15 protein-coding genes are annotated in these 17,813 nt (G+C 69.1%); 3 read left to right on the top strand and 12 right to left on the bottom strand.

The window, feature by feature from the left end; translation table 11 throughout:
* Window positions 1-12 precede the first annotated feature (12 nt).
* Genes ACSFBC_RS18425 through ACSFBC_RS18400 form a run of 6 tightly spaced genes read right to left on the bottom strand, consistent with a single transcriptional unit; the run spans window position 13 to window position 6,541 of the window.
* Window positions 13-1,755, bottom strand: a complete 1,743-nt coding sequence (locus ACSFBC_RS18425; protein ID WP_435511801.1) for an AMP-dependent synthetase/ligase — start codon at window positions 1,753-1,755, stop codon at window positions 13-15.
* Window positions 1,756-1,760: 5 nt separating this feature from the next.
* Window positions 1,761-2,951, bottom strand: a complete 1,191-nt coding sequence (locus ACSFBC_RS18420; RefSeq protein ID WP_435511800.1) for an ABC transporter substrate-binding protein — start codon at window positions 2,949-2,951, stop codon at window positions 1,761-1,763.
* Window positions 2,952-2,994: 43 nt separating this feature from the next.
* Window positions 2,995-3,780 carry an ABC transporter ATP-binding protein gene (locus ACSFBC_RS18415; RefSeq protein WP_435511799.1) on the bottom strand — a complete coding sequence of 262 codons (786 nt, stop codon included), beginning with the start codon at window positions 3,778-3,780 and terminating at the stop codon, window positions 2,995-2,997.
* Between the two features lie 3 nt (window positions 3,781-3,783).
* Window positions 3,784-4,593, bottom strand: a complete 810-nt coding sequence (locus ACSFBC_RS18410; protein WP_435511798.1) for an ABC transporter ATP-binding protein — start codon at window positions 4,591-4,593, stop codon at window positions 3,784-3,786.
* Window positions 4,590-5,657 carry a branched-chain amino acid ABC transporter permease gene (locus ACSFBC_RS18405; RefSeq protein ID WP_435511797.1) on the bottom strand — a complete coding sequence of 356 codons (1,068 nt, stop codon included), beginning with the start codon at window positions 5,655-5,657 and terminating at the stop codon, window positions 4,590-4,592. Before ACSFBC_RS18405 ends, ACSFBC_RS18410 begins: the two co-directional genes overlap by 4 nt.
* 5 nt (window positions 5,658-5,662) lie before the next feature.
* Complete coding sequence (locus tag ACSFBC_RS18400; RefSeq protein ID WP_435511796.1) at window positions 5,663-6,541, bottom strand: branched-chain amino acid ABC transporter permease; 879 nt, start codon at window positions 6,539-6,541, stop codon at window positions 5,663-5,665.
* Window positions 6,542-6,786: 245 nt separating this feature from the next.
* On the opposite strand from ACSFBC_RS18400, the gene ACSFBC_RS18395 reads away from it, so the two are divergent.
* The gene (locus tag ACSFBC_RS18395; RefSeq protein WP_435511795.1) at window positions 6,787-7,704 is read left to right on the top strand and encodes a protein NO VEIN domain-containing protein; all 918 of its coding nucleotides are present in this window, start codon (window positions 6,787-6,789) and stop codon (window positions 7,702-7,704) included.
* 67 nt (window positions 7,705-7,771) lie between these two features.
* On the opposite strand, the gene ACSFBC_RS18390 is transcribed toward ACSFBC_RS18395, so the two are convergent.
* The 3 genes from ACSFBC_RS18390 to ACSFBC_RS18380 are packed head-to-tail and all read right to left on the bottom strand — an operon-like array spanning window position 7,772 to window position 11,453.
* On the bottom strand, window positions 7,772-8,881 hold the full coding sequence (locus ACSFBC_RS18390) for a phospholipase A (RefSeq protein WP_435511794.1): 1,110 nt from the start codon (window positions 8,879-8,881) through the stop codon (window positions 7,772-7,774).
* A gap of 41 nt (window positions 8,882-8,922) precedes the next feature.
* Window positions 8,923-9,333 (bottom strand): hypothetical protein, encoded by a 411-nt coding sequence (locus ACSFBC_RS18385; RefSeq protein ID WP_435511793.1) that lies wholly within the window; start codon window positions 9,331-9,333, stop codon window positions 8,923-8,925.
* Between the two features lie 17 nt (window positions 9,334-9,350).
* On the bottom strand, window positions 9,351-11,453 hold the full coding sequence (locus ACSFBC_RS18380; protein ID WP_435511792.1) for an ATP-dependent helicase: 2,103 nt from the start codon (window positions 11,451-11,453) through the stop codon (window positions 9,351-9,353).
* Between the two features lie 168 nt (window positions 11,454-11,621).
* Between ACSFBC_RS18380 and ACSFBC_RS18375 the strand changes: the two genes are divergently transcribed.
* Window positions 11,622-12,923 (top strand): phospholipase D-like domain-containing protein, encoded by a 1,302-nt coding sequence (locus ACSFBC_RS18375; RefSeq protein WP_435511791.1) that lies wholly within the window; start codon window positions 11,622-11,624, stop codon window positions 12,921-12,923.
* Window positions 12,924-12,943: 20 nt separating this feature from the next.
* On the top strand, window positions 12,944-13,912 hold the full coding sequence (locus tag ACSFBC_RS18370; protein ID WP_435511790.1) for an AEC family transporter: 969 nt from the start codon (window positions 12,944-12,946) through the stop codon (window positions 13,910-13,912).
* Between the two features lie 83 nt (window positions 13,913-13,995).
* Here the strand turns inward: ACSFBC_RS18370 and ACSFBC_RS18365 are convergent, their stop codons facing one another.
* The 3 genes from ACSFBC_RS18365 to priA all read right to left on the bottom strand — a co-directional run bounded on the left by ACSFBC_RS18365 (window position 13,996) and on the right by priA (window position 17,522).
* On the bottom strand, window positions 13,996-14,385 hold the full coding sequence (locus ACSFBC_RS18365; protein WP_435511789.1) for a hypothetical protein: 390 nt from the start codon (window positions 14,383-14,385) through the stop codon (window positions 13,996-13,998).
* A 234-nt stretch (window positions 14,386-14,619) separates the two neighbouring features.
* Complete coding sequence (locus ACSFBC_RS18360; RefSeq protein WP_435511788.1) at window positions 14,620-15,294, bottom strand: hypothetical protein; 675 nt, start codon at window positions 15,292-15,294, stop codon at window positions 14,620-14,622.
* 116 nt (window positions 15,295-15,410) lie between these two features.
* A complete protein-coding gene (priA, locus tag ACSFBC_RS18355) occupies window positions 15,411-17,522 on the bottom strand; it encodes a replication restart helicase PriA (protein WP_435511787.1) in 2,112 nt (703 codons plus the stop codon).
* Window positions 17,523-17,813 lie beyond the last annotated feature (291 nt).

Genomic DNA, 17,813 nt, shown 5'->3' with positions numbered 1-17,813 from the left:
CTCTGTTCCGGCCTAGGCGTACAGCCCATCGATCATCGCCGCGTATTTCGACTCGATCACGCGCCGGCGCAGGCGCAGCTGGGGCGTGAGTTCCTCGTCGTGGCCGTGCAGCAGCTTGGGCAGGATCGCGAAGCGATGGATGCGCCGGCCCGGGGGCAGGCCGGCGTTCAGTGCTTCCAGCTGCTGCGCGATCAACTGCTGGATCTCCGGCTGCGCGACCAGCTGCGCATAGTCGGTGTAGGGCACATGGTGGTCCTGCGCGTACTTGAACACGCGCTCGGGTTCGAGCGCCAGCACGCAGGTGCAATGCGCACGCCGTGCGCGCACCAGCATCGCATCGGAGACGTAGGCGTTGGCGCGCAGCAGGCGCTCGAGTTCGTCGGCCACCAGCGTGTCGCCGGGCGCGGCCTCGATGCGCTCGCTGCGTCGGCCGACAATGCGCAGGCCGCCGTCCGCCTGCACGGTGCCGAGGTCGCCGGTGGCGAACCAGCCGTCGACCGGTGCGGTGTGCATCTGCAGCGCGCCCGCCGACCAGTAGGCCGCGAGCACGGCCGGCCCCTTGAGCAGGATCTCGCCGTCGGCGGCCAGCCGCACCTCGGTGTGCGGTGCCGAGGGCATGCCGTCGGTTTGCAGCCAGACGACGCCGCAGGATTCCGCGAGCCCGTAGACCTCGGCCAGCGGCACGCCCAGCGCGGTGTACCAATGCACGAGCGGCTCGGACAAAGAGGCGGCGCTCACCAGCGCGAGCCGCGCGCGAGTCAGGCCGAGCGACGCGCGCACGCGCCGCAGCGCGGTGCGACCGATCCAGCCGGGGCGTCGGGCTGCCACGCTGCGGCGGTACAGCCGCTGGAAGGCGGGCCGGGTGTCGCCCGCGAGGATGTCGGTGCGCGCATGGAGCCGCTCCCAGAAGCGCGGCGGCCCCGACACCCAGTGCGGCGCGGCCTCGCGCAGGTCGTTGAAGACCGTGCCCGGGCTTTCGGCGAAGTGCACCAGGCCGCCCGCCACCAGCGGGATGCCGGTGGCCAGCAGCCGCTCGTCGGCTTGCGCCAGCGGCGCGAAGGACAGCGAATGGTCGCCGGCCTGCGCACCCAGGCTTGCCTGCAGCGCCTGCACCTGGTGCAGCAGCGCCTGCTGCGTCACGGCCGCGAGCCGCGCGGGCGCGCTCGTGCCCGCGGTGCCGATCAGCGCCGCGATCTGCGCGCCGGTGCCGGCCGCGATGCGGGTCTCGAACAGCGCCGCGTCCGTCGGCCGCATGCCTTCCTGCACCAGCGCGGCGTAGGTGCCCACGGCCGGGTCGTCGAGCCCGCGCAGGCCGCGGTCGTCGATCACGCAGATCCGGCGCAGCGCCGGACAGCGGCCGCGCGCCTTCATCGCCTTCATCAGCTGCTCGGCGTTCTCCACCAGCAGCACGCGCGTGCCCGCCTCGTGCAGGGCATGCGCGACTTCTTCTTCCGAGCCCGAGGGGTAGAGACCGTGGCTCACGAAACCCATGGCCTGCGCGGCCAGGTCCATGCAGAGCCACTCGGGACGGTTGTGCGAAAGGATCGACACCACCTCGCCCGGCTGCAGCCCGGCGGCGTCGAGCGCCAGGCCGAGTGCGCGCGCCTCCTCGAAGTAGCGGCGCCAGTCCATCGTGGTCCAGATGCCCAGCCGCTTGTGGCGCAGCGCGGGCCGGTCGGCCCACTGCGCGCAGCGTTGGCGCCACCATTGCGGCAGCGTGTGGATGCCGGTCGGCGGCAACGCGTTTTCGGCCATGGCGCTCACGTGTTCTTCGCCGGATCGAGCACGCCCGAGCGGCCGATCCACTGGCCCTTGACCACCTGCTCGACCTGGATCCATTCGGGATCGACATGGCCGTTGGTGTAGTGCTGCGCATCGTAGGAAGACAGGCCGCGGTACTTCGAGACCTGCAACGCCTTCACCAGACTGTCGGTCGTGAGCGCGCGGCCGGCTGCCTGCACGCCCTGGAAGAACCACGACGCGTAGTCGTAGAAGGCCAGCGTAATGTCCTGCGGCTCGAGCTTGAAGCGCGTGCGGTAGCTGTCGGCCCAGGTCTTCTCGGCGGCCGAGACCTGGTCCGCGGGCGTGATGCGCCAGGTGCCGATGCCGTAGAGCCCTTCGACCGAGGCCTTGCCCAGCATCGCCGTGAGACCGGCGCGTCCCGGGCTGGTGGTCAGCACGTTCACGTCGGTCCAGCCAAGCTTCTTCACCTCGGCCGCCACCGCGATCGTCTCGCGTGTGGTGGTCGCGGCCACGATCAGGTCGGCACCGGCCGCCTTCATGCGCGCGACCTGCGAGGAGAAGTCGATGTCGCCGACCTTGTAGCTGGCCTCGGCCACCATCGTCAGCTTCCGGGCCTGCAGCGCGCTCTTCACGCCCTTGCCCACGAGGTCGCCGAACGGGCCCTCCTGGTAGATGAAGCCGATCTTCCTGCTGCCAAGGTTCTCCACCGCCCAGCGGATGCCCGCGGCGGTGCTGGTGTCGTAGTGGATGTTATTGGTGAACAGCAGCGGCGAGTTGCCCGCGGCCTGGCGCACCAGCGCCGAGGCGGCATAGGGCGCGAAGCAGACGATGCCCGCATCGACCAGCTTCTTGGCCGTGGCCACGGTCGGGCCCGAGCCGAAGGGGCACAGCATCGCGAAGATCTCGTCGCGCCGGATCAGCTTGTCCACCGCGCGCACCGCCTGCGAAGCCTGGCTCGCGTTGTCCTCGACGATGAAGCGAATCTTGCGGCCATGGAGGCCGCCGGCCTCGTTGATCTCGTCGACGCGCATCTGCAGGCCGTTGCGGATCGGCGGTGCCGCCACCGACACCGGCCCCGAGAGGTCGAGGTGCGTGCCGATCACGATCTCCTTGTCGGTGATGCCGCCGGCGCGCGCGGGCAGCGCCAGGAAGCTCGGTGCGAGTCCGGCCAGGCCCGAGCTCAGGATGGTTCTGCGTCGAAGGGTCATGCGTGTCTCCTGTGGGTGTTGAAAGTCGTGCGTCGCGTGGTCGTCAATGCCAGCTCAGGCTGCGTCGCGGCGGGCGCACGCCGCCCGCGGTGCCGTGCGCCACGTGCTCGACCGCATGGCCGAGGTAGAAGCGCTGGACGTCGTCGCGTGCGCTCAGCTCGGCGCAACTGCCGGCCGCGACCACGCGGCCGAGCTCGACGATGTAGCCGTCGTCGGCCGAGGCCAGCGCGATCGCGGCGTTCTGTTCCACCACCAGCACGGCGGTGTGGGTCTCGGCGCTGATGCGACGGACGATGCCGAAGATCTCCTTGGTGAACAGCGGCGACAAGCCCAGCGAGGGCTCGTCGAGCAGCAGCAGCCGGGGCTGGGCCATGAAGGCGCGGCCGATGGCCACCATCTGCTGCTCGCCGCCCGAGAGCAGGCCGGCGCGCTGCCGGCGGCGTTCGCGCAGCCGCGGGAACCAGTCGTAGACGCGCTCGAGGTCGCGTGCGATGCCCTCGCGCGGACGCCGTGCGAACGCACCCATGCGCAGGTTCTCCTCCACCGTGAGAAAGGGAAAGAGCTGGCGGCCTTCGGGCACCAGCACCACGCCGGCGCGGCAGACTGCATCGGCATCGAGGCCGTCGATGCGCCGGCCGTCGAAGTTCACGCTGCCGCGCGCCGGGTCGATCACGCCCGCGATGGTGTTGAGCAGCGTGGTCTTGCCCGCGCCGTTGGCGCCCAGCACCGCGACGATGCGGCCGGCCTGTACGTCGAGGCTGACGCCCCGGATGGCGTTGACCGGGCCGTACCAGGTCTCGATGTTCCGCACGGAAAGCAGCGTGTCCATGGCTCAGGTTCCCAGGTAGGCCGCGATCACGCGCGGATCGGACTGCACTTCGGCCGGCGTGCCTGTCATCAGCACGCGGCCCTGTTCCATCACGAGCACGCGGTCGGCCACGGCCGAGACCAGCGACATGTCGTGCTCGACCATCACCACCGTGATGCCGAGTTCGTTCTGGATGTCCTCGATCCAGTAGGCGAGCTCGCGCGTCTCCTCGGGGTTGAGGCCGGAGGCGGGCTCGTCGAGCAGCAGCAGCGAAGGCTCGGCCGCGAGCGCCCGGCCGAGCTCGACGATCTTGCGGATGCCGTAGGGCAGGCCCGCCACCGGGCTCATGCGGTGGGGCGTGAGCGCGAGGAAGTCGATCACCTGCTCGACGCGCTCGCGGCTGTGCAGTTCGGCGCGCTGTACCGACGGCAGGTTGAGCATCTGCGAGAACAGGTTGCCGTGGGGTGCGCGGTGCCGGCCCAGCAACAGGTTCTCGAGCACGGTCGCACCCTCGAACAGCTCGATGTTCTGGAAGGTGCGCGCGACGCCGCGCCGCACGATGTCGTGGCGCGCCACGCGCGTGATGTCCTGGCCGGCGACGCGGATGCGGCCGCTGCTGGCGTCGAACACGCGCGTGACCAGGTTGAAGACCGAGGTCTTGCCCGCGCCGTTGGGGCCGATGATGGCGAAGACTTCGCCGCGCCGGACCGAGAAGTGCACGTCGCGCACGGCCTTCACGCCGCCGAAAGAGAGGCTCAGCCCATCGACTTCGAGCAGGGGTTCGGCCGCGGCGTGATGGATCGCGACGGACTCGGGAACGGTCAAGGCCTTCATGCGCGCTCCGATCGCATGTAGGCCTTGGCGCGCCGGGCGCTGGCGGTGCGCAGGAAGGGGAAGTCGCGGGCCAGCGCGCGGATGCGCATCCAGCGGCCGTTGAGACCCGTGGGCTCGAGCAGCACGAAGAAGGTCAGCACCGCGCCGTAGATGAACAGCTCCAGCCCGAACTGGTCGGCGATGCGCGAAGGCAACGCGCCCTTGAGCAGCGAGATCAGCGAGGGCAGCAGGCCGATGAGCAGGGCGCCGAGGATCGCGCCGCGCAGGCTGCCCATGCCGCCGATGAACACCATCAGCACCAGCTGCAGCGACAGCGCCATGCCGAAGCTCTCGGGCGTGATGAACTGGATCTGATGCGCCATCAAGGCGCCTGCGATGCCGCTGATGCCGGCCGACAGCACGAAGGCCGTGACCTTGGTACGCGCCACGTGGATGCCCAGGCCCTGGGCCGCGGCCTCGGAATCGCGCACGCCGACGAAGGAGCGGCCGATGGACGAGCGCATCAGGTTGAGCAGCGCCATCAGCACCACCACCAGCACGGCCAGGCAGAGGAAGTAGAAGGCGCGCGGCCCGCCCAGGCTGAAGCCGAACAGCAGCGGCTCGGGCACCGACAGGCCGCTGTGGCCGCCGGTCACGCCCTTCCAGCGGCCGATCACGTGCTCGGTCACGATGGCGAAGGCCAGCGTCACCACCGACAGATGCAGCCCCGACACGCGGATGGCCGGCAGTCCGATCGCGAGCCCGGCCAGCGCCGCCACGAATGCGGCGCCCAGCAACGAGAGCGGCAACGGCACGCCGGCCGTGAGCAGCAGCGCATGCACGTAGGCGCCCAGGCCGATGAAGGCCGATTGCCCCAGCGACACCTGGCCGGTGAAGCCGGTGAGCGTCATCAGGCCCAGGCTCGCGATGCAGAGGATGAAGACGAAGGCGGCCTCGCCCACGTAGAAGGTCGGCAGCACCAGCGGTGCCGCGATCAGCACCGCGGCCAGCGCGAGATAGGCCAGGCGTGCGGGCAGCGTCGACAGCAGCCGGCGGCCCTGGCGGTAATCGGTTTCGTAGCGCATGGCGGTCAGACCCTTCGGCCATGGGCTTCGCCCAGCAGCCCCTTGGGGAAGAGCACCAGCACCGCGATCAGCACCAGGTAGGGCATGACGTCCTTGAAGCCGTCGGGCAGGTAGACGCCCGAGAACTGTTCGATCAGCCCGATCAGCAGGCCGCCGACGATGGCGCCGGGCACGCTGCCGAAGCCGCCGAGCACCAGCGCGGAGAAGGCCTTGAGCATCACGAACCAGAGGCTCAGGTCGACCAGCGAGATCGGCGCGAGCAGCAGCCCGCACAGCGCGGCGATCGCGCCCGAGATGCCCCATACCAGCGAGTTGAGCCGCTTGACGCGTACGCCGCTGAGGTAGGCCGCGAGCTGGTTCTGCGAGGCGGCCTGGATCGCCACGCCGAGCGAGGTGCGCGCCATGAACACGTACAGCAGCGCGGTCACGGCCAGCGCGGCCGCGACGATCACCAGGTTCAGGTCGGCCACCACGGCCCCACCGATGCGCGTGGTCTGGCCGGTCCAGGGCGTGTCGTAGGTGCGCGAGTCGGGGCCGAACACCATGCTCACGCCGCCGCGGATCATGAAGCCGATGCCGATGGTCAGCATCACGCCGGCGAACTGCGGCTGGCCGACGATCACGCGCATGACGCGGGCCTCCAGCAGGTACGAGAAGAGCGCAATGATCAGCACCACCAGCGGCAGCACGACCCAGAAGGGCAGGCCCGCGCTGCCGATCAGCCACCAGCCGAGGAACGCCGACAGCATGAGGATGTCGCCGTGCGCGAAGTTCAGCACCTCGGTGGCCTTGTAGCCCAGCACCAGGCCGAGCGCGACGAGGCTGTAGATGGCGCCGGTCGACGCGCCCTGCAGGCCCAGTTGAAACAGCTGCGAAGTGTCCAAAGCGTGCGCACCTTTTATGAAAAACGTTGGTTAACCAAACGATCGACAGACTATAGGTTCGGCCTGAACAGGCGGTCAACGGCGCGCGTCGCGTATTCGCTAGGGGTATGCCCTAGACGAATGCCGGTGTGGCTGCCATGGCGTGGCGGCGGTTTTGGGGCGGGAGCGCGACACCGTCGCGGAAGCCGCGTCCCGGGCACGGCATACTCCGTGAGCTCCCAACAACTTGCCTGAAATCTCTCCGAATGGACAAAGAAGTCGACGCCGCAGTGCTTGCGGTCATCAATGAAAAACGCCTGCTGGGCGACAAGCGCACGCCGGTCGAGATCATCGCCAAGATGGGCGTGTTCGATGCGCGCCAGCAAGCCTCCGAATCCGCCTGGCTGGCGACGGGCGACAACGTCATCGCCACCATCTGGGCCGAGTTCGTGAGCGTGGGTGCGGGCGGGCGCTGGTTCTTCCTCGAGTCGCTCGATGCGCAGCAGCGCCTGGGCGGTGGCGGCGAACGCACGGCGCTGCAGGTCCAGCGTGCCAAGGACCGTTTCAAGCTGCTCAAGCGCTCGCTCGACGCGGGCCAGTCCTTCCGCGCCGTGCTGCAGACCAACCGCGTGGCCATCGCCGACCTGGAAACCGACAAGGCCGCCAAGGTCTCGATGCGCGTGCCGGACGAAGAGGAATGGCATGTCGCGCGCTGGGATGCCGATCTCAAGGTCGCGGTGCTGGTGCGCGGCCCGCGCGGCTGGCTGCCGACCGAAGACGAGATGAAGGCCGCACGCACGCGCGGCAGCCTGCCGCCGCCGGCACCGGTCGTTACCTCCGGCCCGCTGTCGAAGGACGAAGTCCAGGCGGCAGCGATGGCCCACCTGACCAAGCACTTCTCGAGCTACGGCTACAAAGCCGAGGACGTGTCCAGCCAGGGGCTGGGCTATGCCATCGAGGTGTCGGACAAGAAGGGCAACACCCTGCTCAAGCTCGCGGTCAAGGGCACGGCACGCGGCGTGCCCAGCTTCCAGCTCGACAGCGTGGAACGCGCCGCTGCCAAGCGCGGCGACCCCTGGCGGCTGGCCGTGGTGATGGACATCGGCGGCCCCGCCGCCCAGCACAAGATCTTCAAGCCCACCGAGATCGACAGCGCGCCCGGACTCGAGCCTTTGCTGAGCTGAGGCCGGCGCCATGTAAAAAGCCGCTGGCGCCTTGCGGGGCCAGCGGCTTTTTCTTGGGCGAGCCGAATCAGAAGTCGACCAGGCTCACACCGATGCTCAACACCGTGCGCTTGCGGTTGTAGTCGACCAGCGTGTCGCCGTAGCCGTGGAACAGCTGCGTGTGGAGGCGCAGGTTGCTGGTGACCGGATTGCCGATCGCCTTGAACCATTCGAGCCGGACCGAACCGCGGCCGCTGTCGCGCAGGTTGTTGCGCACGGTCATGCCGAAGGTGTTGTCGCGGTCGTAGTTCCAGCGGCCTGTGACTTCGGCGCGCCCGATGTAATCGGCGATGTCCGGGTTGTCGTCGCTGTCGACGTTTTCCTTCCAGCGTTTCCAGATGCGCGCCGAGAGCTGGAAGCGGTCGTCCAGCTCCATGCCGCCCATCAGGTAGGTGCGGTTCCAGCTGCGCGACAGCGGCAGGCTCTGGCCGTTGGACTGGTGCACGATGCCCACGCCCAGGTAGCGCCAGCGCCAGCCAAAGGGCAGCCGGAAGTCCGCCGGGTAGACGTACATCATCTCCGGCTCGTGGTCGGTGGTGCGGAAGGGGCGCGAGATATCGCCGTTGAACAGCTGCCAGGTCGACTGCTGGGAGTATGCGAACCAGAGCGAATCCTTTTTCTGCGGATCGTTCGAGGTCAGCAGGCCCTGGGCCAGCTTGGTGCGCATCGACAGGCCCAGGCGCATCTCGTTGGCCTGGTAGTCCACGGCCGTGCCGGTGTGGTCGGCGGCGGGCGAAGTGGGCACGTCGGGTTTGTGCGTGGCGGCCGAGATCGACACGTTGAGCGGGCGGTAGCCGCGGAAGCCGAAGGTGCCGCAGTCGCTGCCTTCCTCGAGTTCCCAGAAGCGCGAGAAGGCCGAGTACTGGCGATCGCGGCAGCCCTGCTCGGTGGCCACGGCCACCACGCGGGTGGCCGGAATGCTGGCATCGACCGGCGGTGCGGGCTGTGTGCTGGCGAGCACCGGCGGCGCGGCCGGCACGGCCGCGGCAGGCAGCGTCTGCTGCTGGGCCCAGCGGTCGAAGCAGGCCAGGCGCGCGTCCTTGCTGCCGGCCAGGCGCTGGCATTGCTGCCAGGTCAGCTCGTCGACGGCGAGCGAACTGGCGGGCTTGTCGGCCGGCTGCGCATGGGCTGAGCCCATGCTCGCCAACATCGCGACCAGGGCCGCGCCGTGCCAGGTCGTCAGGGGGAGCCGATCTTTCGCAGCACAAAGGGCTGCTCGCTGTCGTCGCTTGAATTTCGCCATGTTCCTTTGAACTCCTTGCCGCATGAGCCGGCCTGCATTTCACCCGACCAGACTGCGCTGATGGCGCGGCCGTCCAGGGATTCGTCGAAGACCAGAAAGCCTTCGTTACCGATGTCGCCCGACAGCTGGGCCGTCTGCACACCGCGCGTGATGGTGCCACGGACGCTGCCCTCGTACTCGGGATGGCGGGCCAGTTGCACGTCGGCGGGCACCGCGAGATCGCCGAAACGCGCCTCCCAGCGGCCGTAGAGCGCTTCGGGTGCAAGCTCGCTCGCGCTGGCCGGGCAGGCCTCGGCGGCGCCCGCCGGGGCGCACAGCATGCCGCCGAGCGCGGCCAGCAGCCACAACGAGGCGATCCGGCGCTTCATCGGTCGGCGGCCGAAGCGGCGGCGGCCGCGGCGGCATTGTCCTGCACCTTGCGCGCGAACTCGGCGCGCAGCGCCTTGAGCTTCTCGCGCGGGTCTTCCTTGATCGTGGTCCTGTCCAGACCCATCTCGGCGATGAAGCGGCTGGGCTGGGTGGCGATCATCTCGCGACCCTTCTTGCGGCGCTTGGTCCAGCTCACGGCCAAGGTGCGCTGCGCGCGCGTGATGCCCACGTACATCAGCCGGCGCTCTTCCTGCAGCCGCTGCAGCGTGTCGTCGCTGACCTTCTGCTGGCGGCCGTCGTCGTCGTCGAGCTTGAAGGGCAGCGTGCCCTCGTTCACGCCGATCAGCAGCACGTGCGGCCACTCGAGGCCCTTGGATGCATGCAGCGTCGACAGCGTCACCACGTTCTGGTCCTTCTCGCGTTCGCTGATGGTCGACAGCAGCGAGATGGTCTGCGCGACTTCGAGCAGGTTCTTGCGTTCGCTCTCGACCGTGGCGCCCGAGGTGTCGTCGATCTCGCCGCCGCAGCGCGCGGCCATCCAGTCGCAGAACTCCAGCACGTTGGTCCAGCGCGTGGCGGCTGCGGTCTCGCTGTCCTCGCCGTCGTAGAGGTGCTGTTCGTAGCCGATCTCCTTGAGCCACTCGGCCAGGAAGGCGCGCGCGGCCTCGGCACCGACGGTCTGGCGCGCCTTGTATTCGAGGTCGTTGATGTAGCGGCCGAACTCGTGCAGGCCCTCGAGCGTGCGCTTGGGGATCACGCTGGGCAGCGAGGCGCTGAACAGCGCCGCGAACAGGCTCAGCTTGTACTGGCTCGCGAAAGTGCCCAGCGCGGCCAGCGTGGTGTGGCCGATGCCGCGCTTGGGCGTGGTGACGGCGCGCAGGAAGGCCGGGTCGTCGTCGTTGTTGGTCCACAGGCGGAACCAGCCGCAGAGGTCCTTGATCTCGGCGCGGTCGAAGAAGCTCTGGCCGCCCGAGACCTTGTAGGGGATCTGCGCCTTGCGCAGCGCCTGCTCGAATATCCGCGCCATGTGGTTGGCGCGGTAGAGGATCGCGAAGTCGCGGAACTCCTTGTACTGGTCGCCCTGCGTCACGGCGCTGCCGGCGCGCAGGCTCACGATGCGGGCCACGGCGCGCTCGGCCTCGTGCGCCTCGTTGTCGGCATCGACCACGCGCACCGGCTCGCCCTCGCCCAGTTCGCTGAACAGCGTCTTGGGGAACAGCTTGGGGTTGGGGCCGATCACGTTGTTGGCCGCGCGCAGGATCGCGCTGGTGGAGCGGTAGTTCTGCTCCAGCTTGATGACCTTGAGCTTCGGATAGTCGATCGGCAGCTTGCGCAGGTTGTCCAGCGTGGCGCCGCGCCAGCCGTAGATCGACTGGTCGTCGTCGCCCACGGCGGTGAAGTGGCCCTCGGTGCCGACCAGCGCCTTGAGCACCTCGTACTGCGTGGCGTTGGTGTCCTGGTACTCGTCGACCAGCACATGGCCGAGCGTGTTCTGCCACTTCTCGCGCACCGCGTCGTGCTCGCGCAGCAGCTTGAGCGGCATGCCGATCAGGTCGTCGAAATCCACGCTCTGGTAGGCCGTGAGCCGCTCTTCGTAGCGGGCCATGATCTGCGCCGTGATGCGCTCGTTGTCGTCGGTGGCGATGGCTTCGGCCTGGGCCGCGTTCAGGCCCATGTTCTTCCACTTGCTGATGGTCCACTGCCAGATGCGCGCGGTCGCGGTGTCGCTGCTGCCGCCCGCGTCCTTAAGGATCTTGGTGACGTCGTCGCTGTCGAGGATGCTGAAGGCCGGCTTCAGGCCCAGCACCGCGCCGTCCTCGCGCATCATGCGCACGCCCAGCGCGTGGAAGGTGCAGACCACCACCTGCCTGGCGTCGCGGCCGATCAGCCCCTTGGCGCGCTCGCGCATTTCGGCGGCGGCCTTGTTGGTGAAGGTGATGGCGGCGATGCGCTTGGGCGCCATGCCGGCCTGAATCAGGCGGCCGATCTTGTGCGTGATGACGCGCGTCTTGCCGGAGCCCGCACCGGCCAGCACGAGGCAGGGGCCATGCAGGTAGTTGACGGCTTCCTGCTGGGCGAGATTGAGACCGGAAGACATTCGGGCGTGAGCGGTGACGAGGGCAGGCGCAAAGCGCGCAATGATACTGGCGCGCCGAAAAGCCCCGCCTTGACGGAACGGCTGCCGGCGTGCATGCGGATGGGTGTTCGTCGCACGCGACAGGGTGCCGCCGCGTGTTAAGACCGCAGCCTCCTCGCGTGCAACACCATGAAAAAATCAAGACATCCGCTCACCATCGTGCTCTGGACCGCGTTGCTCACCGTGCTGGCCACGGTGCTGGTGCTGAACTTCATCCCCGGCGAGAAGAAGATCGATCAGCACATCGAGCGCGAATACAGCCTGCGCGATCCGCAGTTCCGCCGTGCGATGAGCGTGTTGCTGGGTCCGGCCGTCGTGCAGGGCAATCGCATCGAGGCGCTGCACAACGGCGACCAGATCTTTCCGCCCATGCTGGCCGCCATCCGCGGCGCGCAGCAGAGCATCACTTTCGAGACCTACATCTACTGGTCGGGCGACATCGGCCGGGCCTTCGCCGATGCGCTGGCCGAGCGGGCGCGTGCCGGCGTGCGCGTGCACGTGCTGCTCGACTGGGTCGGCAGCGCGAAGATCGACGACAGCTTCCTGCAGGAGATGGAGACGGCCGGCGTCGAGATCCGCAAGTTCCACAAGCCGAGCTGGTACGACATCGCGCGCATGAACAACCGCACGCACCGCAAGCTGCTGGTGGTCGACGGCGCGGTCGGCTTCACCGGCGGTGTCGGCATCGCGCCCGAATGGACCGGCCATGCGCAGGACCCCGAGCACTGGCGCGACTCGCACTTCAAGGTCGAGGGGCCGGTGGTGGCGCAGATGCAGGCGGTCTTCATGGACAACTGGGTCAAGGTCTCGGGCCAGGTGCTGCACGGCGAGCGTTATTTCCCGGCGCTGCGCTCGCACGACTTGCGCGCACCGGGCGAGGGCGGCGGCGCACAGATGTTCAGCAGCTCGCCCTCGGGCGGCAGCGAGAGCATGCACCTGATGTACCTGCTGGCGATCACCGCGGCCGAACGCTCGATCGAGCTGTCCAGCGCCTACTTCGTGCCCGACGATCTCACGCACGATGCGCTGGTGGCCGCGGTGCGGCGCGGCGTGCGGGTGCGCATCATCACGCCCGGGCCGATCATCGATGCGCAGACGGTGCGCGGCGCATCGCGCGCGTCGTGGGGGCCGCTGCTGAAGGCGGGCGTGCAGATCCACGAGTACCAGCCGACCATATTCCATTGCAAGGTGCTGGTGGTCGACGACTTCCTGGTCTCGGTCGGCTCGACCAATTTCGACAACCGCTCGTTCCGGCTCAACGACGAGGCCAACCTCAACATCTACGACGAAGCCTTTGCCAAGGCGCAGGTCGCGACCTTCGAGGACGACCTGCGGCAAAGCCGGGCCGTGACGCTGGCGCAATGGCGCGAGCGGCCGCTGCGCGAGAAAGCGATGGAGCACCTCGCGAGCCTGCTCTCTGCGCAGCTCTGACGGCAGCGACAATCGCGGCCGTGCTGCCGATCTTTCTCGTCACCTTCCCCTTCTTCGCACTGATCGCCGCCGGCTATGCGGCCGCGCGGCTGCGCGTGTTGCCGCTCGAGGCGATCCCCGGCCTCAACGTCTTCGTGCTGTACTTCGCGCTGCCCTGCATGCTCTACCGCTTCGGCGCCGGCACGCCGATCGCACAGCTGCTCGACGGCAGCGTGGCGCTGGTCTGGGGCCTGTGCGCCTTGGGGGTGGTCGCGGCCACCGTGTGGCGCACGCGCAGCGCGCGCATCGGCTGGAACGACGCCTCCTTCGGCGCGCTGGTCGCGGCCTTTCCGAACACCGGCTTCATGGGCGTGCCGCTGCTGGCCGCGCTGCTCGGGCCGGGCGTCGCGGGGCCGGTGATCATCACGATCGCCTTCGACATGGTGATCACCTCCTCGCTGTGCATCGCGCTGTCGCGGCTCGACGGCGCCGACGAGCACGGCGCGGCCAAGGCCGTGCGCCAGGCGCTGCGCGGCATGTTCATGAACCCGCTGCCCTGGTCGATCCTGCTGGGTGCGCTGGCGTCGGCGCTGCAGTTCCAGCTGTTCGCCCCGATCGACCGCACGGTCACGATGCTGGCCGATGCGGCTTCTCCGGCCGCGCTCTTCACCATCGGCGCGGTGCTCGCGCGCTCGGCGCTGGTGGCGCGCCGCCAACCCGACCTGGGGCTGGCGCGCGTCGGCGACGTGCTGCCGGTGGTGCTCGCCAAGCTGCTGCTGCATCCCCTGCTGGTGTGGGCCGTGGCGCGGGTCGCGATCGCGTGGGGCCTGCCGCTGAGTCGGCCGGCGCTGGTCGCGATCGTGCTGGTCGCCGCGCTGCCGAGCGCGAGCAACGTGTCGATGCTGGCCGAGCGCTTCGGCGCCGACAACGGGCGCATCGCGCGGATCATCCTGTGGACCACCGTGGCGGCCTTCTTCACCTTCCCGCTGGCCGTGGGCTGGTTGAATTGAGCCCACGTGGAAGGCCGACCGGGCCGCGACGCTGAGCATGGATGCGTGCAGCTCCGGCGCCCGCCCTGGCACCACCAGGCGCCTCAGTTTGTCACGGGGCGGCGGACGCTGTACTGGAGGTTGCCCAGCTTGGGAAACACAACGACGGTCTCTTCGCTGCCGAAAGGGCTGCCGATCGCAGGGCGCGCACGTTGCACTTTCGTGAGCACACGGCCATCGAAACTGGAGAGTGCGTCGTTACGCGGGGGAAGCATGGAGCCTGTCGTCAAGGAACTGGCCAGGTGACGCTGGATGCTTCTTTGATCGAGGCCATAAGCCCCGGTCGCCTCGACGATCACCTTCTCTGCGCCGGGCGGGACCGGCCGCGTCTCGAGGACGGCATCCGCCGCACTCGCCTGTGCAGTCATGGCACTACAGGCAATGCCCCCACACAGGACAAAGATCGCGCGCGTGACAATGGATTGAGACTTCATGTGCCGGCTCCCTGGCTGTTTGAATAGCGGGCACTATAGCGTTCACTCCACGGAAGCCGCGAAGGACGATGTGCACGATTCAACGCCTAAGCTGCTTGCAACTGACGGTTTCACATGCACCCAAGCAGGAGCTCCTCTCGCAGAGGCGCGCAGCCGGGCAGGCCGGATGCTGCCCGTCGATCCAGGGGCCGCGGTTCGAGCCCGGCAGGGTGGCCGATGCTCGGGGGCGGAGCCCTACTGCGTGAGCACGCCCAACTGGTACGGGTCGGCCCCCGTCAGCAACTCGCACTTCGAGAAATCGCGCCCCTGCGTGCCGTCGCAGTAGAAGGTGTTGTACACGCGGCCGAACAGCGTGGGCGAGGAGGTGAACAGCACGCCGCGGTCGGCACGCCAGTGCTCGCGCGGGGCGCTGCTGCTGCTGCTGGTCTCCACCAGGGCCGCCGTGGCGGGCGCTGCCGGGGGGATGAATTCGGCCAATGTGCGGTGGGTGTCGTCGCCGCGCCAGCGGGTCGCCATCTCTTCGGCCGTGGGCCGCACGGCGACCGGAATCAGGAGGCCGTTGATTTGCAGCCCCGAGCCGAAGCGGTGCGACTTGGCCGCGAGGAAGGCGTAGGCGCAGGCGGCCTGGCATTGGCCCCGCACCTCGGTCTGCACGCCGCTGGTGCGAATGGCCGCGGCGTAGCTGGCAGCCACCTCGGCGGTACCACCGAAGGCATCTTCGAACACCACCGTGCGTACCTTGCCCGAGGCCAGCTGCGCGCTGAACGCGGGCAGCGTCTCGGCATCGAGCGGGCCGATCACCAGCAGGCGGTTGCCCTCGTGCTTGAGCTCGGCAGCGGCAGCCCCCCACGCGCCGGTGGCCAGCAGGCACAACAGCCCGGTCAGTCGAGACAGGGTTCCCAGCGTCATGGCGTCACTCCGGTGCGGGCCCGCGAAGGCCCGTGGGCTACAGCTTGCGCAGCCCGCCCTCGGCGTCAACTGCATTTGCAAAGTATTGCCGATGCCCGGATGCCGTGCAGGAAAACTTAGATCTGGTGCGGATCGACGTCGATCAGCCAACGGATCACGCCCTTGCCCTCGGGCGTGCGGCGCAGCGCGTGCAGCACCGGCTGCCACTGCGCCAGCAGGCGCTGCAGCGCGGCGCGCGAATGGCTTTCCAGCAGCATCTGTGCGCGCTCCACGTTGGCCACGCGCTGGATCGTCAGGGGCACGGCCGGGTAGCGCACGACATGCTCGCCGCCTTCCAGCGTCTCGGCCGCCGCACTGGCGGCCTGCAGGAAGGCCTGGGCCGCGGCCTGGGTGCGCGCGTCGGCCCGCAGCAGCGCCTGGAAGGCGAAGGGCGGCATCTGGGCCGCGCTGCGCTGCGCCAGCTCGCTGGCGGCGAAGGCCGGGTAGTCGTGGCGGCGCAGCGCGGCGAACAGCGCGTGGTCGGTGTGGTGGGTCTGGAGCCACATCTCGGCGGTGCTGCCCTGCGCCGCCAAGTAGGCCGCATCGCGCCCGGCCCGGCCGGCCGACTGCATCAGCAGGCTGAACAGCCGTTCGGGCGCGCGGAAGTCGCTGGAGAACAGCGCGCCGTCGGGGTTCACGGCGGCCACCAGCGTGATGCGCCGGAAGTCGTGGCCCTTGGCGATCATCTGGGTGCCGACCAGCACGTCGACCTCGCCCGCATGCACCGCGGCCAGCTGCGAGGCCAGCGCGCCCTGCTTCTTGGTGCTGTCGGCGTCGATGCGCGCGATGCGCACCGGGCTGCCGTCGGGCCGGGTCACCGCGGCGAACAGCGTGCCCAGGTGTTCCTCCAGCTGCTCGGTGCCGCGCCCGACCGGCGCGATGTCGGGGTTGCCGCAGGCCGGGCAGGCGCGCGGCACGCGCTCGGTGAAGCCGCAGTGGTGGCAGCGCAGCGTGCGGTCGATCTTGTGGAACACGCGGTAGGCGCTGCAGTGCGGGCACTCGCTCTTCCAGTCGCAATCGCCGCAGGCCAGCACCGGTGCGTAGCCGCGGCGGTTGAGGAACACCATGCTCTGCTCGCCGCGCGCGATGCGCTGGCCGATGGCGTCGAGCAGCACGCCCGAGAGCACCGTCTTCGAGGGCTGCAGCCGCATGTCGACCAGCCGCACCGCGGGCAGCGCCCCGGCGCCGATGCGCGAGGGCATCGCGAGCCGCAGGTAGCGCCCGCCCGGGTCGCCGGCCTCGGCCGGGCGACTCTGGTGCCAGCTCTCGAGCGAGGGCGTGGCCGAGCCAAGGATCACCTTGGCGTCCTCGCGCCGGCCGCGCCACACCGCCAGGTCGCGTGCCGAATAGCGCGCACCTTCCTGCTGCTTGTAGCTGGGGTCGTGTTCCTCGTCGACCACGATCAGCGCCAGCCCCGGCATCGAGGCGAACACCGCCATGCGCGTGCCGAGCACGATGCGCGCCGTGCCCGCATGCGCCGCCAGCCAGCTCGCGAGCCGCTGCGGGTTGGTCATGCCGCTGTGCAGCGAGACCACCGCGCCGGCGCCGAAGCGGGCCTCGAAGCGCTCGCGGAAGCGCGCCTCCAGCTGCGGCGTGAGGTTGATCTCGGGGACCATCACCAGCGCCTGCGCCTCGGGCGACCGGGCCAGCAGCGTGGCCACGGCCTGCAGGTAGACCTCGGTCTTGCCGCTGCCGGTGCTGCCGAACAGCAGGAAGGGGCCGGGTTCGGTGGCGATACGTTGCAGCGCATCGGCCTGCTCGGGGCTGACCGGCAGCGCGCCGGCCGCGGCGTCGGCCTCGGGCGTGTCCATCACGGGACTGCCCTGGCGCTTGAGCCGGCGCATGAGTTGCACGCCGTTCAGGTCGCGCAGCTGCGGCGGCAGCGCGGCCAGCGCGATCTCGCCCAGCGAGCGCTGGTAGTAGCGCGCGGCGAAGCCGACCAGGTCGCGCCAGGCCTCGCCCAGCGGCGCCAGCGCGTCGAGCGCCGTGCCGACGGGTTTGAGTTCCAGGGTCGCGTCCGCCTCGGTCATCGGCTGGCTCTGCCAGGCGACGCCCAACACCTCGCGGCGTCCCAGCGGAACGCGCACCAGGGTGCCCGCCGGCAGTGCCGCTGGCGCGACATAACTCAGCAAATCACCCAATGCGGCGTGCGCGGGGGTGTGGACGGCGACCTCGACTCGCCAATTCATGGCTGGGCTCCGGAAGCGGTGAAAGTTAAAGCGACGTTGAGCAAGATGCCTTAAGTCGTTGATTTGCTTGCAGTTTGCAATCCATCCAGTGTTTCTGTGGATAACTTTGTTGATATCTAGGCCTGACTCGTCTGCAGCCCTTGGAAATCAAGGCATTCCGTCAAAATGCCCGCAAAAAAAGCAACCCGACAAACCTATATGAATCAATGACTTAGGAGCGCTATCGCTTTGTGAGCGCGGCTCCCTTGCCTTTGGATAATTTTCCGCACCGCAACACGTGTTTTGTGCATA

The organism is Variovorax frigidus, assembly GCF_051216515.1.
GTDB lineage: Bacteria > Pseudomonadota > Gammaproteobacteria > Burkholderiales > Burkholderiaceae_C > Variovorax.
This window is presented reverse-complemented; position numbering and strand designations above follow the sequence as displayed.